Here is a 14,235-nt window from a genome sequence, read left to right as displayed (position 1 = left end):
TCAATAAAACGGGAGAGATCCATGCCGGAGACCAGCCCCAGGGGCCTCACCAGGCTCGCCTTCGGTGGGGACTACAACCCCGAGCAGTGGCCGGAAAGCGTCTGGCACGAGGACGTCCGGCTGATGCGGGAGGCCGGCGTCACCATGGTGAGTGTCGGGATCTTCTCCTGGGCGCTGCTGGAGCCCTCACCCGGGGTGTACGACTTCGGCTGGCTCGACCGCCTCTTCGACCTGCTGCACGAGCACGGCATACGCGTCGACCTGGGCACCCCCACCGTCTGCCCGCCCGCCTGGTTCTACCGCGCCCACCCCGACGCACTGCCGGTGAGCCGGGAGGGCGTGCGCTACGAGTTCGGCTCCCGCGCCGCCATCTGCCACAGCAACGCGGACTACCGCGCGGCCGCCGCGACCATCACCACGCAGCTCGCCGAGCGCTACGGCGACCACCCCGCCCTCGCGATGTGGCACGTGCACAACGAGTACGGCGTCCCCGTCTCGGCCTGCTACTGCGACTCCTGCGCCGCCCACTTCCGCCGCTGGCTGCAGTCGACGTACGAGGCCGTCGAAGGCGTCAACGAGGCCTGGGGGACGGCCTTCTGGGGCCAGCGCTACGCCGGCTTCGAGCAGATCAACCCGCCGCGCGCCACCCCCACGGCCGTCAACCCGGCCCAGGCGCTGGACTACAAGCGCTTCGCCGACGCCACCATGCGCGAGAACTTCGTGACGGAGCGGGACATCCTGCACCGTCTCTCGCCGGGCGTCCCGGTCACGACGAACTTCATGACCGCCCTCAGCCAGTGCGACTCCGTCGACTACTGGGCCTGGGGCCGCGAGGTCGACATCGTCACCAACGACCACTACCTGATCACCGACGGCCGCCGCACCCACGTCAACCTCGCGATGGCCGCCGACCTGACCCGTTCGGTCGCGGGCGGTGCCCCGTGGCTGCTCCTCGAGCACTCCACCTCGGGCGTCAACTGGCAGCCCCGCAACCCCGCCAAGGCCCCCGGCCAGATGGCCCGCAACTCCCTGGCGCACGTGGCCCGCGGCTCCGACGGAGCCATGTTCTTCCAGTGGCGCCAGTCCCGGCGCGGCGCCGAGAAGTTCCACTCGGCGATGCTCCCGCACGGCGGCACCGACACCCGCGTGTGGCGCGAGGTCGTCGAACTGGGCGCGTCCCTCGACTCGTTGAGCACCATCCGCGGCACCCGCACCCGGGCGGACGTGGCCGTCCTTTGGGACTGGCACTCCTGGTGGGCGCAGAACCTCGAATGGCGTCCCAGCGAGGACCACGACGCACGGGAGCGCGCCGACGCCTTCTACGAGGTCCTCTACGACCGCCACCTCACCGTCGACTTCGCTCACCCGGAAGGCGACTTGTCGGTCTATCCCGTTGTCGTCGTGCCCGCCCTGTACCTGATGACGGAGGCGGCCGGCCACAACCTCAAGGAGTACGTCGAGAACGGCGGCACCCTCGTCGTCTCGTACTTCTCCGGCATCGTCGACGAGCACGACGCAGTCCACGAGGGCCCGTACCCGGGCGCGCTCCGGGACGTGCTCGGCCTCACGGTCGAGGAGTTCTCGCCGCTGCTGCCGGACCAACTGGTGCGCATCACCGGCCCCGACGGCTCCGAGCTCAGCGGCGACGTGTGGACGGAGTTCGTCGTCCCGCGCGGCGCCGAGACCGTGTGGACCTACGCCGACGGCCTCACCGCGGGCTACCCGGCCGTCACCCGCCACCGCCTCGGCGAGGGCACCGCCTGGTACGTCTCCACCCGTCTCGGCGCCGAGGGCCTGGACGCCCTGCTGGGCTGGGCGATCGAGGACGCGCGCGTCGCCCCGCGCGCCGACCTGCCCCGCGACGTCGAAGTCGTGCGCCGCACCGGCGAGTCGGGCAGTTACCTTTTCGCGATCAACCACACCGCGTCGGACGCCAAGGTTCCGCTGGACGTGCCCGGCACCGAGCTGCTGACCGGCGAACGCGCCGCGGGCCGCCTCGCGGTCCCCGCCGGAGCCGTCCGGGTCGTACGACTCGACGGCTGAACCGACTCCCCTTCGCCCGCGCGAGCTGCGAGCCGCGGGCAGAGGGGCTCTCCCTCCGGCCCCACCGGAGGGACACCCCCATAGGAGGGGATTTGCCATCCCCCCTTTCGTCGAAGGGACGAAGGACGACCATGTTCCATCCCAGACGCACCCTCAGGACCTTGCTGCTGCCGCTCGCGGCAGGGCTCGCCCTCGTCGCCCTGCCCGCACCCAGCGCGCAGGCGGCAAGCACCCTCACCAACGGCGGCTTCGAGTCGGACGGTGCGGGCGCGGCCACGCCCACCGGCTGGTCGGAGTACGGCGACACGGGCGCCTCGTACTCGGAGTCCGGTGGCCACAGCGGCAGTTACCGCCTGTCCCAGTACTCCTCCGCCGCGTACAAGGTGGAGACGTACCAGTACCTGTCGGGCCTGACCAACGGCAACTACACGCTCACCGCCTGGGTCCGCTCCAGCGGCGGTCAGAACTCCGCCTACATATCCCTGAAGAACTGCGGCAGTTCGGAACAGAAGACCGACCTGCCGGTGTCCACCAGCAGCTGGGTCCGTATCGTCACGTCGATCAATGTGACGAACAACCAGTGCACGATCAGCATCAACAGTGACGCGAACGCGGGCAACTGGATCAATGTTGACGACCTGACCTTCGCATCCGGATCAACCGGACTGTCCATCAAGGGTGCCGACATCTCCTCACTCGCCAAGAGCGAGGCCCTCGGCGGCGTCTACAAGACCAGCTCCGGCACCACCGGCGACGCGGTCACCATCCTGAAGAACTCCGGCATGAACTACGCGCGCCTGAAGGTGTGGGTCAACCCGGCCGACGGCTACAACAACAAGACGCGCGTGCTGGCCATGGCCAAGCGCATCAAAGCGGCCGGCATGAAGCTGCTGGTCGACTTCCACTACTCGGACAAGTGGGCCGACCCGGGCGCCCAGACCAAGCCCGCCGCCTGGTCCGGCCACAGCTACAGCCAGCTCAAGACGGACGTGTACAACCACACGTACGACGTGCTCAACGCGCTCAAGGCGCAGGGCACCACCGCCGACATGGTCCAGGTCGGCAACGAGATCAACGGCGGCATGCTGTGGTCCGAGGGCTCCACCGACAACTGGTCGCAGCTCGCCGGTCTGATCAACTCCGGCTACAGCGCGGTCAAGGCGGTCTCCTCCGGCACGCAGGTCGCACTGCACCTGGCGAACGCCGGTGACGACTCCACCGTCCGCTGGTGGTTCGACAACGCCAAGACGTACGGCATCAACTACGACGTGATCGGCCTGTCCTACTACGGCTACTGGCACGGCTCGCTGGCCGCGGCCCAGACCACCCTGGACGACGTGGCCTCCCGCTACAGCAAGCCGGTCTTCATCGCGGAGACGGCCTACCCGTTCACCCTCGCCCAGGACGACTCCCTGGAGAACCAGATCGACACCACCGGCGAACTGGTCACCGGCTACCCGGCCACCTCGGCGGGACAGCTGGCGTGGATGAACGCGGTCGCCAACATCGTGGAGGCCGTCCCGAACGGCCGTGGCCTCGGCGTCTTCTACTGGGAGGCGACCTGGACCGCCGTGACCGGCAACGGCTGGGACCCGACCGACTCCATCTCAGGCAACGGCTGGGAGAACCAGGCCCTGTTCGGCTACGACGACAAGGCGCTCCCGGCGATGGCGTGGTTCAGCCACCGCTGAACCGCGAAGAGAGGGCCCGGCCGCAGGGGAGCGGCCGGGCCCTCGCCCTTTGTTTTCGGCGATGGGGCCGAACGGCCCTGTGCGGATTGGGCCGTTCGGTCCCGGACAAGGGTCCCCGAGTCCCGGACACGGCTGCGTCGACTGCGGGAGAGTGGGAAGACGCGGTTTGCGGTGGTCCGTCCGGAGAGGGGGACGACATGTTGAGGACTCCCGTCAGCGAGAAGCGCCTGGACATCCTGGAGTGGCTGAAGGATCCGGCGGCGCACTTCCCACCGCAGCCGCACGGCGACCTCGTCGAGGACGGCGTCACCGCGGACGCCGTCGCCGCCAAGCTGGGCGTGCCCCGCACGGTCGCCTGCACCCACCTCGAACTCCTCGCCGGCATCGGCCTGCTGCGCACGCGCAGGATCCGCCGGCGCACCTACTACCGGCGCGACGAGATACGCATCGCCGAGGTGGCCCGCATGTTCGAGAAGGGCTGGTAGGGCAGCCTAGGAACGCAGTGCCGACGGCCCCTGTCCCTGGTCCGTCGGTTCCGGTGCCGTCGGGTCCGGCGGCGGGTCGAGGTGACCGAGCCGCTCGCACACCAGCCGGCCAAGGAGCGCACCGCCGTAGACGACGAACCCCACGCCGACGAGCCAGGACTCCACCACCAGTACGGTGCCGACGGGGCCGTAGCTGATCGCGTTGGTGACCAGGAGCGGGGTGAACACCAGGTACGAGAAGCCGCGCAGGCCGACCAGGCCCGCCATCGTGGCGAGCGCGCCGGGCAGCAGATAGCGCCAGGGCACTTGACGGCTGAGCAGGAAATGCGGCCCCCACCAGAAGAACAGGATGCCGACGCCCATGCTGAGCAGGATGCGGGGCGGTCCCTGCAGTACGTTGCGGGTCTGGACCTGGGCGTACAGGTATCCCATGAGCATGACCAGCCAGACCGCATGCCGCCAGATCCGGTGCCAGGGAGCGGCGGCCGTCTTCCAGATCCGCTCGTAGCCGTTCTGCACGCTCGACGCGAACGATATGCCGAACAGTGCGAGCAGCGCGACGCTCAGCGCACTGGTGGTGCTGATCACCTGGCGGGTCGGCCCGAAGACATGCGCGAGCGCGTCGGCGGACCGTCCGGACAGGGCCATGCCGTCCACCAGCCACAGCGCGAACCCGCCGTGCCCCAGCGGATCCGCCGCCGCCACCAGGATCAGCAGCGGCGCCAGCGTGACCAGGGCGAGCGTGGCGAACCCCATGGCCCGGTGCATCAGCTCCAGCTCCTTGCCACGCTGATGCAACTCGGTGAGCCCCAGCCGGTGCCAGACGGCCGACCGCGACATGGGGACCACCCCTTCCTCCGGCCCGCAGCTACCGGTGGTGGTGTCCTGAGTGGCCAGGAATACGTCCCGGTAAACCTGATCGGGTGACGCGGCACCCGGCGGGCATGCGTATGCATGCCAGCATGAACTGTCCCGGGCTCGACGAGGAGGTTTTCATGGACCGTCCCAGTGAACTGGTCCCGCTCCGGTACGTCGCCATAGGCGGCCGCGGCCCCGAGGACGTCGTATCCGACGCCCGCGGCCGCGTGCTGACCGGAGTGGAGGACGGCCGCATCCTGCGCATCGAAGGCCTGACGGGCGATGCGCCCGCCCGCGTCGAGGTGCTCGCCGAAACGGGAGGACGGCCGCTCGGCCTCGAACTCCTCCCGGACGACGCCCTGTTGGTCTGCGACGCCGAGCTCGGGCTGCTGCGCGTCGACCTCCGCGAGGGCATCGTGCGCATCCTTGCCGACTCGGTGGCGGGGGAGAGGCTGCGGTTCTGCAGCAACGTGGTCGCCCTGTCCGACGGGAGCATCTGCTTCACCGTCTCCAGCCGCCGCTACCCCCTGGACCAGTGGATCGGCGACATCGTCGAACACACCGGAACTGGCCGCCTGCTGCGCCTCGCACCCGGCAGCGAAAACCCCGAAGTCCTCCTGGAGGGGCTCCAGTTCGCCAACGGACTCGCCCTGAGCGCGGACGAATCGTTCCTGGTCGTCGCCGAGACCGGCGCCCGTCGACTGACCCGCTACTGGCTGGCCGGTCCGAGCGCGGGACGCAGCGAACCGCTCGCCGAGAACCTGCCGGGCATGCCTGACAACATCTGGCGCGGCTCACCCGACGGCCCGATCTGGGTCTCGCTCGCCGGACCCCGCATCCCCCCGCTCGACCTGCTGCACCGCACCGCCCCCGCCGTCCGCGGCGCAGCCGCCCGTATCGCCGTCCACGCCCCCTACCGCCCCACCGGCACCATCGGCGTCCTGGCGGTCGACGACCAGGGGGAGATCGTCCACCATCTCGCCCGCCGCCGCTCCGGTTTCCGCTTCGTCACCAGCGTCTGCGAGGCCGACGGACACCTGGTCCTGGGGAGCCTGTGGGAGCGGGGCATCGCGGTGTGCGAGCGGCCCGCCCCGAAATGACCCCGCTCCGGGCCGGGCGCTACCCTGTAGCCCGGCCGCGACCACCACACCGCGGCGCGGCGGTGGGGCCCGCCGTACCCGAACCGCGGCAGTGGTGCCGCCAACGGTCCCTACTTGCGAAGGAGCGGCGCCCGCACGCCCGGGCCCCGGCGAGTAGGAGACGTACGACCATGACAGCCCCGGAAGCCGAAAGCCTGCGCGCCGGTCCCCGCACCCCGCGGCCGTCCGCCTGGCGCACCCAGGCACCCGTCGTCGCGGTGGTCGCAGTCGGCGGAGCCATCGGGGCCGTCGCCCGCTACGCGCTGTCCCTGTGGTGGCCGACCCAGCCCGGCGGCTTTCCGTGGGCGACCTTCTGGACCAACGTCGTCGGCTGCGCCGTGATCGGCGTGTTCATGGTGGTCATCACCGATGTGTGGGCCGCCCACCGCCTGGTCCGGCCCTTCTTCGGCACCGGCGTGCTCGGCGGCTTCACCACCTTCTCGACCTACGCCGTCGACATCCAGAAGCTGGTCGACTCCGGCCACCCCCGCACCGGGCTGGCCTACCTCGCCGCGACCCTGCTCGCGGCCCTCACCGCGGTGTGGCTCGCGGTCGCCGCCGCCCGCCGCGTCCTGAAGTGGAGGCAGCCATGACGAGGCTGACCGGCAGCGCCCTGCGCGTGACCGTCTTCATCGGCGAGAACGACACCTGGCACCACAAGCCCCTCTACTCCGAGATCGTCCACCGCGCCCACAGGGCAGGCCTCGCCGGCGCCAGCGTCTTTCGCGGCATCGAGGGCTTCGGCGCCTCCTCCCTGATCCACACCTCGCGGCTGCTGTCACTGAGCGAGGACCTGCCGGTGGCGATCGTCATCGTGGACACCGAGGAGCACGTGCGCGCCTTCCTGCCCCAGCTCGACGAACTCGTCGGCGAAGGCCTGGTCATCCTCGACGACTGCGAGGTCATCAGATACGTCGGCCGCGAGGACAGCCCCGGCAAAACGGACACGAAGGGTAAGAAGTCGTTGTGAACTGGCTGTTGGTCGTCGCGGGTGCCATGGTGGGCGCCCCGCTGCGCTACCTCACCGACCGCGCGGTCCAGTCGAGGCACGACTCGGTCTTCCCCTGGGGCACGTTCGCGGTGAACGTCACCGGCTGCCTGATCCTGGGCCTGCTGACCGGCGCGGCGGCCGAGGGCGCCGCCGGAGACCACCTCCGGCTCCTCCTCGGCACCGGCCTGTGCGGTGCCCTGACGACGTACTCGACCTTCTCGTACGAGACCCTGCGGCTGACCGAGACCGGGGCAGGGCTCTACGCTGCCGCCAACGTCGTCGGAAGCGTGACGGCGGGCCTCGGCGCCGCCTTCGTCGGGGTGTCGATCGCCCAGGCCCTCTGGGCGTAGTCACCCGGATCACACCCGCCCGTAGTAAGACTGTCTACAGCACTGTCGACCAACTCTGCAGAACTGGATCCCATGAGCGTCATTAACGTCGGTCAGGCCGTCGTCCTCGGAGCCGTCGAGGGGGTGACCGAGTTCCTGCCCGTCTCCTCCACCGGACATCTGAAGATCACCGAGGGGCTGATGGGTATCCCCGTGGACAACGACGCCGTCGTCGGGTTCTCCGCCGTCATCCAGGTCGGTGCGATCGCCGCCGTGCTCGTGTACTTCTTCAAGGACATCGTGCGGATCGTCTCCGCCTGGGGGCGCGGCCTGGTGAACAAGGAGGAGCGCCACCACCACGACTACAAGTTCGCGTGGTGGGTGATCGCCGCGACCGTCCCGATCGTGGCCGTGGGTCTCGCCGCCAAGTCGCTGATCGAGGGCCCGCTCGCGTCTCTGTGGGTGGTCGCGGGCTCGCTGATCGTCGGCAGTGGCGTGATGTGGGCGGCAGACCAGATGGGCCGGCACAAGCGCGGTGAGGACGACACCACCTTCAAGGACGCGATGCTGGTGGGCAGCTCCCAGATCCTCGCGCTGCTCTTCCCCGGCTTCTCCCGCTCCGGCGCCACCATGTCCACGGCCCTCATCCTCGACCTGGACCGCGTCGCCGCCACCCGCCTCTCCTTCTTCCTCGGCATCCCCGCCCTGACCGGAGCCGGCCTCTACGAGCTCAAGGACGCCCTCGGTACGGGCGTGGGCGCCGCCCCGCTCGCCGTCGGCACGATCGTCTCCTTCGTCGTCGCCTACGGCTCGATCGCCTGGCTGCTGAAGTACGTCGCCAAGCACTCCTTCAACGCCTTCGTCGTCTACCGGATCATCGTCGGCGTACTGCTCCTGGGCCTGCTCAGCACGGGTGCACTCAGCAGCTGACGGGTCGGTCGGCTGATGGATGCGTGAAACATGCAGGACGGGGGACTTGGCGTTCAGGTCGGGTTCAGCGGCGTTCCCCTGGGGGGCTGCCCCGGTCAGGCTCCTCCGGTTCAGGCATCGAGCTGGGGGAGCCGCGCGTGGGTCGGTCCACGCCGCCTCGCTCGCAGACCTGGCGGGCGACCTCCCGCAGCTTGATGTTGTGCTCCTGTGAGAAGCGGCGAAGGGTGTCGAACGCCTGCTTTTCGGTGAGGTTGTGGGCGCCCATGAGGATGCCCATGGCCTCGCCGATGACATGGCGGGTGGTGACGGCCTGTTCCATCTGGGCGTGGGTGCGGGCGCTGGCGAAGGCGACCGCGGCGTGCGAGGCCAGCAGCCAGCCGGCCAGTTCGCTGGCCTCGGTGAACATGCCGGGCTTGCGGGAGTAGAGATTCAGCGCACCTAGCTCTTCGTCCTCGGTGAACAGCAGGAAGCCCATCATGCTGCCCACGCCGAGGGCGTGTGCCCGGGGTGCGTAGGTGGGCCAGCGCGGCTGCTCCTGAGTGAAGTCCGCAATGCGGAAGACCCGCTCCCCGTCCATGGTGCGGGCGGCGTCGAAGCACGGCCCCTCGGCCAGCCGCTCCTGCAGTTGGTCACTGTCGACGACCAGCTGCTCCGTGGGTGCCAGCGTCCGCACCTTTGAGTCGTGCAGCACGAGAATGCCGGCCGCGTCGCAGCCCTCCACCAGCTCGATCGCCGAGTGCGTGATCCGTTCCAGCGTGGCATCGACCGAGTCCTGGGCGAGGAGATCGCGGGCCATCGACGCCATCTGCTGCGCGAACCGACCCCAGTCCATACCGTCCTCCGCGTCTCGGCTCGTCGGGTCAGGAACACGTCTGCACCCAGCCTTTCACGCGACCTTAACGGTGCGTACGGCGGCGATCCTGAGACTGCAGGGGGGCATCCCTTGACAGCTCCCGCCCGTCACCCGCAGGATCACTCTCGTGAACCTGTCAGACAGCAAGACAGCCAGTCAGGGTCCGCGGCGTATCAGCGCCATGGAAGCGGTCCTGGCGCATCTGCGTGACGCCATCGAGCGCGGCGACTACGCGGTGGGGGACAAGCTGCCCTCCGAGGCGGAGCTCTGCCGCACCCTCGAGGTCAGCCGGCCCGTACTGCGCGAGGCTCTCCGGGCCTTGCAGACGATGGGCCTGACCGTCTCCAAGACCGGCAAGGGCACCTTCGTCGTCGCCAACGCCGTCGAGGACCCCACCTTCGGCGACTACGCGGCCAGCGACCTGCTCGAGGTGCGCCGCCATGTGGAGATCCCGGTGGCGGGCTATGCGGCCGTGCGCCGCACGCCCGAGGACCTGGACCACCTGGCGCACCTGCTGGAGCGCATGGAGCGGGAGACCGACACCACCTCCTGGGTCGCCCTGGACACGCTGTTCCACCTCGCCGTCGCCCAGGCCGCCCAGAACCCGGTCTTCCGCCGGGTCATCGAGGAGATCCGGGACGCACTGGCGCGTCAGTCGGCCTTCCTCAACGAACTGGGCGGACGCCGCGAGCAGTCCAACCGTGAGCACCGGGCGATCGTCGAGGCGCTGATGGACGGTTCCGAGCTCGACGCAGTGGAGGCCATGGCCCACCACCTCGACCGCGTCGAGACGACCCTCACCGACATCGTGCGCCCCGCGCGCACGGACATCCCCACGGAAGGCGGACCCGAGGCGTGAGCGAGCAGCACCTCAAAGAAGAGACACGCACACCGGCCGCACATGTCGACGCAGGCGACGCGGGCTACAGCAAGTCCCTCAAGTCCCGGCACGTCAACATGATCGCCATCGGCGGCGCGATCGGCACCGGTCTCTTCCTCGGAGCCGGCGGCCGCCTCGCCGACGCCGGCCCGTCCCTGTTCATCGCCTACGCGGTCTGCGGCATCTTCGCCTTCCTGGTCGTGCGCGCCCTCGGCGAACTCGTCCTGTACCGGCCCTCGTCCGGCGCCTTCGTGTCGTACGCCCGCGAGTTCCTGGGCGAGAAGGGCGCCTATGTCGCGGGCTGGATGTACTTCCTGAACTGGGCCACCACCGGCATTGCCGACATCACCGCGGTGGCCGTCTACACCCACTACTGGGGCATGTTCTCCGACATCCCGCAGTGGGTCATCGCGCTCATCGCGCTCGCCGTCGTCCTCACGGTGAACCTCATCTCGGTGAGGATGTTCGGAGAGCTGGAGTTCTGGTTCGCCATCATCAAGGTGGGCGCGCTCGTGGCGTTCATGCTGATCGGCATCTTCCTGCTGGGCACCCAGCACCAGGTCGACGGGCACAGCCCCGGCCCGGCCCTGATCACCGACAGCGGCGGCGTCTTCCCCAACGGCATGCTCCCCATGCTGCTGATCATCCAGGGCGTCGTCTTCGCCTACGCCTCCGTCGAGCTGGTCGGCGTCGCCGCCGGCGAGACCGAGAACCCCGAGAAGATCATGCCGAAGGCGATCAACTCGATCATGTGGCGCGTGGGCCTCTTCTACGTCGGCTCGGTGCTCCTGCTGTCGATGCTGCTGCCCTGGAACAAGTACAGCGCCGCCGAGAGCCCCTTCGTGACCGTGCTGTCCAACATCGGCATCCCCGCGGCCGGCGGCGTGATGAACCTCGTCGTCCTCACCGCGGCCATGTCCTCGCTCAACTCCGGCCTGTACTCCACCGGCCGCATCCTGCGCTCCATGGCGATGTCCGGCTCCGCCCCCAAGTTCACCTCGGTGATGAGCCGCAGCCAGGTCCCGTACGGCGGCATCCTGCTCACCAGCGGTATCTGTGTCCTGGGCGTCGGCCTCAACTACGTGGTCCCGGCGGACGCCTTCGAGATCGTCCTGAACTTCGCGGCGATCGGCATCCTCTCCACCTGGGGCATGATCATGGTCTGTCACCTCCTCTTCTGGCAGAAGACCCAGAAGGGCGAGCTGGCCCGCCCGGGCTACCGACTGCCGGGCTCCCCCTGGACCGAACTCGTGACGCTGGCCTTCCTCGCCTCCGTCCTGGTCCTCATGTACGCCGACGGAGGCGCCGGCCGCACCACCGTGCTGTGCCTGCCGCTGATCGTCGGAGCCCTGGTCGGCGGATGGTTCGGCATCCGCGGCCGGGTCGCCCGCAAGGCCAGTGAGACCCAACCCACGACCGGAGCCGGCGCGTGACCCGCGCGCTCCCTGACAAGAGGTAGTGATGTTCAGCAGTTCTGTCGCGGACCCACCCCTTATCCGCGAGCCCCTCCACGCCCCCGTCGCCCACCTGATACGCGGCGGGGTCGTCGAGGGCATCCACTACGGCTCCGTCGTCGTCCTCGACACCGACGGGCAGGTCCAGTTCCAACTCGGTGACATCGAGGCCGCCTTCTACCCCCGGTCGGCCCTCAAGCCCGTCCAGGCCGTCGCCATGGTCCGGGCCGGGCTGCCGCTCGACGGCGACCTCCTCTCGCTCACCGCGGCCAGCCACTCCGGCGAGGAACGCCACCTCGCCGGCACCCGGCGCATCCTCGAGCTCGCCGGGCTCACCGAGGACCGTCTGCGCAACGTGACCGACCTGCCGTACGACCCGGTCGTCCGGGACGACTGGATCCGCGCGGGCCGTCTGCCCTCCCGGCTCGCGCAGAACTGCTCCGGCAAGCATGCGGCGATGCTCTACACGTGCGTGCTCAACGGTTGGTCGCTGGACGACTACCTCGACCCCAAGCACCCTCTTCAGCAGGCGATCGCGGAGATCGTCGAGGACCTCACGGGGCAGCGCATCGCCCAGGTGACCGTCGACGGCTGCGGCGCACCGCTGTTCTCCATCTCCCTGCACGGCCTCGCGCGGGCCGCCGCCCGGATCACCACGGCCGTCGCCGGTACGCCGGAGGCGCGGGTCGCCGACGCGATGCGTGAGCACGCGGAGATGGCCTCCGGGTCCGGGCGGGACGTGGCTGCGTTGATGCGGGCCGTGCCGGGCCTTCTCGCCAAGGACGGGTTCGAGGGCGTGCAGGTCGCCGCGCTCCCGGACGGCCGGGCAGTTGCCGTGAAGATCGCCGATGGGGCCAACCGGGCGCGTGTTCCGGTGGCCGCGGCGGCGCTCGCGCGGGCGGGTGTCGACGCCGGCCTGCTCACCGAGTTCGCGGGGGAGTCATTGCTCGGCGGCGGGGAACCGGTCGGCTGCGTCCGGCCTGTGCGCGCGCTCGATCCGGTCACGCTGTCCGTGTGCGCCTGACGACAGACCGGCTGGGCGACGTCCGCGCCCCTGAAGGGGCGCTTACCCTCACCCCCTTTTCTTGAAAGAGGATCCGTACCCTCATGTCCGCCATCACCCGCAGCGAACACGACCTGCTCGGCGACCGTGACGTCCCCGCCGATGCCTACTGGGGTGTCCACACCCTGCGCGCCACGGAGAATTTCCCCATCACCGGTGCCACCATTTCCGCCTATCCGCACCTGATCGACGCCCTGGCCGCCGTGAAGGAGGCCGCCGCTCTGGCCAACGAGGAGCTCGGGCTGCTGGCGCCGGAGAAGGCTGCCGCGATCGTCGAGGCGTGCCGGGAGATCCGGGACGGCAAGCTGCACGAGCAGTTCGTCGTCGACGTCATCCAGGGTGGCGCCGGCACCTCGACCAACATGAACGCCAACGAGGTCGTCGCGAACCGGGCGTTGGAGCTGATGGGGCACGAGAAGGGTCAGTACCGGTTCCTGCACCCCAACGAGGACGTCAACCTGGGGCAGTCGACCAATGACGTCTACCCGACCGCCGTCAAGATAGCGACGGTCTTCGCGGTACGTGGACTGCTCAAGGCGATGGCTGTACTGCAGGACTCCTTCGCCCGTAAGGCCGTCGAGTTCCGCGACGTGCTCAAGATGGGCCGTACACAGTTGCAGGACGCGGTGCCGATGACGCTCGGTCAGGAGTTCTCCGCGTATGCCGTCATGATTGACGAGGACCGCAACCGTCTTGACGAGGCCGTCCAGTTGATCCATGAGATCAACCTCGGCGCCACGGCCATCGGCACCGGCCTCAACGCCCCGGCCGGATACGCGGAGGCGGCCCGCCGCCACCTCTCCCGGATCACGGGGCTGCCGCTGGTGACCGCCGCCAACCTGGTCGAGGCCACCCAGGACTGCGGCGCGTTCGTCCAGATGTCCGGCGTGCTCAAGCGGATCGCGGTCAAGCTCTCCAAGAGCTGCAACGATCTGCGTCTGCTGTCGTCGGGGCCGCGCGCGGGCCTGGGTGAGATCAACCTGCCGCCGGTGCAGGCCGGTTCGAGCATCATGCCCGGCAAGGTCAACCCGGTGATCCCCGAGGTCGTCAACCAGGTCGCCTTCGAGGTGATCGGCAACGACGTCACCATCACCATGGCCGCCGAGGCCGGACAGCTCCAGCTCAACGCCTTCGAGCCGATCATCCTGCACTCCCTGTCGGAGTCCATCACCCACCTGCAGAGCGCCTGCGTCACGCTGGCCGAGCGGTGCGTGGACGGGATCACCGCCAACACCGAGGCACTGCGCGCGACCGTCGAGAACTCCATCGGTCTGGTGACCGCCCTCAACCCGCACATCGGGTACACGGCCGCCACCGACATCGCCAAGGAGGCCCTCGCCACCGGCCGCGGTGTCGCCGAACTCGTCCTGGAGAAGGGGCTGTTGCCCGCGGAGCGGCTGGCAGGGCTGCTGCGCCCGGAGGTGCTCGCCGGCAGCGGTACTCCGCAGGTGATCTGACGGGATGTCACTCGCGTGCCATGATGGTCGGCCCGGGCAACCGGACCATTGCGGCACGCGGG

At 69.5% G+C, this 14,235-nt stretch carries 14 protein-coding genes; 12 read left to right on the top strand and 2 right to left on the bottom strand.

Features of this window, described 5'->3' with window-relative positions; genetic code table 11:
* Positions 1-21: 21 nt before the first annotated feature.
* The 3 genes from ACFY1L_RS29180 (at position 22) to ACFY1L_RS29170 (ending at position 4,219) form a co-directional block, all read left to right on the top strand.
* The gene (locus ACFY1L_RS29180; RefSeq protein ID WP_388830685.1) at positions 22-2,043 is read left to right on the top strand and encodes a beta-galactosidase; all 2,022 of its coding nucleotides are present in this window, start codon (positions 22-24) and stop codon (positions 2,041-2,043) included.
* Positions 2,044-2,174: 131 nt separating this feature from the next.
* Positions 2,175-3,734, top strand: a complete 1,560-nt coding sequence (locus ACFY1L_RS29175) for a glycosyl hydrolase 53 family protein (protein ID WP_388830683.1) — start codon at positions 2,175-2,177, stop codon at positions 3,732-3,734.
* A 197-nt stretch (positions 3,735-3,931) separates the two neighbouring features.
* Positions 3,932-4,219, top strand: a complete 288-nt coding sequence (locus tag ACFY1L_RS29170) for an ArsR family transcriptional regulator (RefSeq protein WP_388830681.1) — start codon at positions 3,932-3,934, stop codon at positions 4,217-4,219.
* Between the two features lie 6 nt (positions 4,220-4,225).
* Here the strand turns inward: ACFY1L_RS29170 and ACFY1L_RS29165 are convergent, their stop codons facing one another.
* The gene (locus ACFY1L_RS29165; protein WP_388830679.1) at positions 4,226-5,059 is read right to left on the bottom strand and encodes a ribonuclease BN; all 834 of its coding nucleotides are present in this window, start codon (positions 5,057-5,059) and stop codon (positions 4,226-4,228) included.
* Between the two features lie 155 nt (positions 5,060-5,214).
* On the opposite strand from ACFY1L_RS29165, the gene ACFY1L_RS29160 reads away from it, so the two are divergent.
* From ACFY1L_RS29160 to ACFY1L_RS29140, 5 genes are all read left to right on the top strand, one after another.
* The gene (locus ACFY1L_RS29160) at positions 5,215-6,177 is read left to right on the top strand and encodes an SMP-30/gluconolactonase/LRE family protein (RefSeq protein WP_388830677.1); all 963 of its coding nucleotides are present in this window, start codon (positions 5,215-5,217) and stop codon (positions 6,175-6,177) included.
* A 170-nt stretch (positions 6,178-6,347) separates the two neighbouring features.
* Positions 6,348-6,809, top strand: coding sequence for a fluoride efflux transporter CrcB (crcB, locus tag ACFY1L_RS29155; RefSeq protein ID WP_388830675.1), 462 nt, complete (start codon positions 6,348-6,350; stop codon positions 6,807-6,809).
* Positions 6,806-7,186, top strand: a complete 381-nt coding sequence (locus ACFY1L_RS29150; protein ID WP_388830673.1) for a DUF190 domain-containing protein — start codon at positions 6,806-6,808, stop codon at positions 7,184-7,186. The genes crcB (ACFY1L_RS29155) and ACFY1L_RS29150 overlap by 4 nt, the downstream gene beginning before the upstream one ends.
* Positions 7,183-7,557 carry a fluoride efflux transporter CrcB gene (crcB, locus tag ACFY1L_RS29145; RefSeq protein ID WP_388830671.1) on the top strand — a complete coding sequence of 125 codons (375 nt, stop codon included), beginning with the start codon at positions 7,183-7,185 and terminating at the stop codon, positions 7,555-7,557. The genes ACFY1L_RS29150 and crcB (ACFY1L_RS29145) overlap by 4 nt, the downstream gene beginning before the upstream one ends.
* A gap of 72 nt (positions 7,558-7,629) precedes the next feature.
* Positions 7,630-8,466 (top strand): undecaprenyl-diphosphate phosphatase, encoded by an 837-nt coding sequence (locus ACFY1L_RS29140; protein ID WP_388830669.1) that lies wholly within the window; start codon positions 7,630-7,632, stop codon positions 8,464-8,466.
* A gap of 64 nt (positions 8,467-8,530) precedes the next feature.
* Here ACFY1L_RS29140 and ACFY1L_RS29135 read toward each other — a convergent pair whose 3' ends face one another.
* Complete coding sequence (locus ACFY1L_RS29135) at positions 8,531-9,298, bottom strand: GAF and ANTAR domain-containing protein (RefSeq protein ID WP_388830667.1); 768 nt, start codon at positions 9,296-9,298, stop codon at positions 8,531-8,533.
* A 202-nt stretch (positions 9,299-9,500) separates the two neighbouring features.
* Between ACFY1L_RS29135 and ACFY1L_RS29130 the strand changes: the two genes are divergently transcribed.
* The 4 genes from ACFY1L_RS29130 (at position 9,501) to aspA (ending at position 14,173) form a co-directional block, all read left to right on the top strand.
* On the top strand, positions 9,501-10,178 hold the full coding sequence (locus ACFY1L_RS29130) for a FadR/GntR family transcriptional regulator (RefSeq protein ID WP_388831097.1): 678 nt from the start codon (positions 9,501-9,503) through the stop codon (positions 10,176-10,178).
* The gene (locus ACFY1L_RS29125; RefSeq protein ID WP_388830663.1) at positions 10,175-11,632 is read left to right on the top strand and encodes an amino acid permease; all 1,458 of its coding nucleotides are present in this window, start codon (positions 10,175-10,177) and stop codon (positions 11,630-11,632) included. Before ACFY1L_RS29130 ends, ACFY1L_RS29125 begins: the two co-directional genes overlap by 4 nt.
* A 28-nt stretch (positions 11,633-11,660) precedes the next feature.
* Positions 11,661-12,677 carry an asparaginase gene (locus ACFY1L_RS29120; protein WP_388830661.1) on the top strand — a complete coding sequence of 339 codons (1,017 nt, stop codon included), beginning with the start codon at positions 11,661-11,663 and terminating at the stop codon, positions 12,675-12,677.
* An 83-nt stretch (positions 12,678-12,760) separates the two neighbouring features.
* The gene (aspA, locus tag ACFY1L_RS29115) at positions 12,761-14,173 is read left to right on the top strand and encodes an aspartate ammonia-lyase (RefSeq protein WP_388830659.1); all 1,413 of its coding nucleotides are present in this window, start codon (positions 12,761-12,763) and stop codon (positions 14,171-14,173) included.
* Positions 14,174-14,235: the final 62 nt, after the last annotated feature.

Source organism: Streptomyces sp. NPDC001663 (assembly GCF_042893105.1).
Classification (GTDB): Bacteria; Actinomycetota; Actinomycetes; order Streptomycetales; family Streptomycetaceae; genus Streptomyces.
Note: the sequence above shows the minus strand (reverse complement) of the source record. Positions and strands in the feature narration are given on the sequence as shown.

Bases quoted from the DNA above. Each gene is read 5' to 3' on its own strand.
- ACFY1L_RS29180 (WP_388830685.1), top strand. From the start codon at position 22: ATGCCGGAGACCAGCCCCAGGGGCCTCACCAGGCTCGCCTTCGGTGGG.
- ACFY1L_RS29175 (WP_388830683.1), top strand. From the start codon at position 2,175: ATGTTCCATCCCAGACGCACCCTCAGGACCTTGCTGCTGCCGCTCGCG.
- ACFY1L_RS29170 (WP_388830681.1), top strand. From the start codon at position 3,932: ATGTTGAGGACTCCCGTCAGCGAGAAGCGCCTGGACATCCTGGAGTGG.
- ACFY1L_RS29165 (WP_388830679.1), bottom strand. From the start codon at position 5,059: ATGTCGCGGTCGGCCGTCTGGCACCGGCTGGGGCTCACCGAGTTGCAT.
- ACFY1L_RS29160 (WP_388830677.1), top strand. From the start codon at position 5,215: ATGGACCGTCCCAGTGAACTGGTCCCGCTCCGGTACGTCGCCATAGGC.
- crcB (WP_388830675.1), top strand. From the start codon at position 6,348: ATGACAGCCCCGGAAGCCGAAAGCCTGCGCGCCGGTCCCCGCACCCCG.
- ACFY1L_RS29150 (WP_388830673.1), top strand. From the start codon at position 6,806: ATGACGAGGCTGACCGGCAGCGCCCTGCGCGTGACCGTCTTCATCGGC.
- ACFY1L_RS29140 (WP_388830669.1), top strand. From the start codon at position 7,630: ATGAGCGTCATTAACGTCGGTCAGGCCGTCGTCCTCGGAGCCGTCGAG.
- ACFY1L_RS29135 (WP_388830667.1), bottom strand. From the start codon at position 9,298: ATGGACTGGGGTCGGTTCGCGCAGCAGATGGCGTCGATGGCCCGCGAT.
- ACFY1L_RS29130 (WP_388831097.1), top strand. From the start codon at position 9,501: ATGGAAGCGGTCCTGGCGCATCTGCGTGACGCCATCGAGCGCGGCGAC.
- ACFY1L_RS29120 (WP_388830661.1), top strand. From the start codon at position 11,661: ATGTTCAGCAGTTCTGTCGCGGACCCACCCCTTATCCGCGAGCCCCTC.
- aspA (WP_388830659.1), top strand. From the start codon at position 12,761: ATGTCCGCCATCACCCGCAGCGAACACGACCTGCTCGGCGACCGTGAC.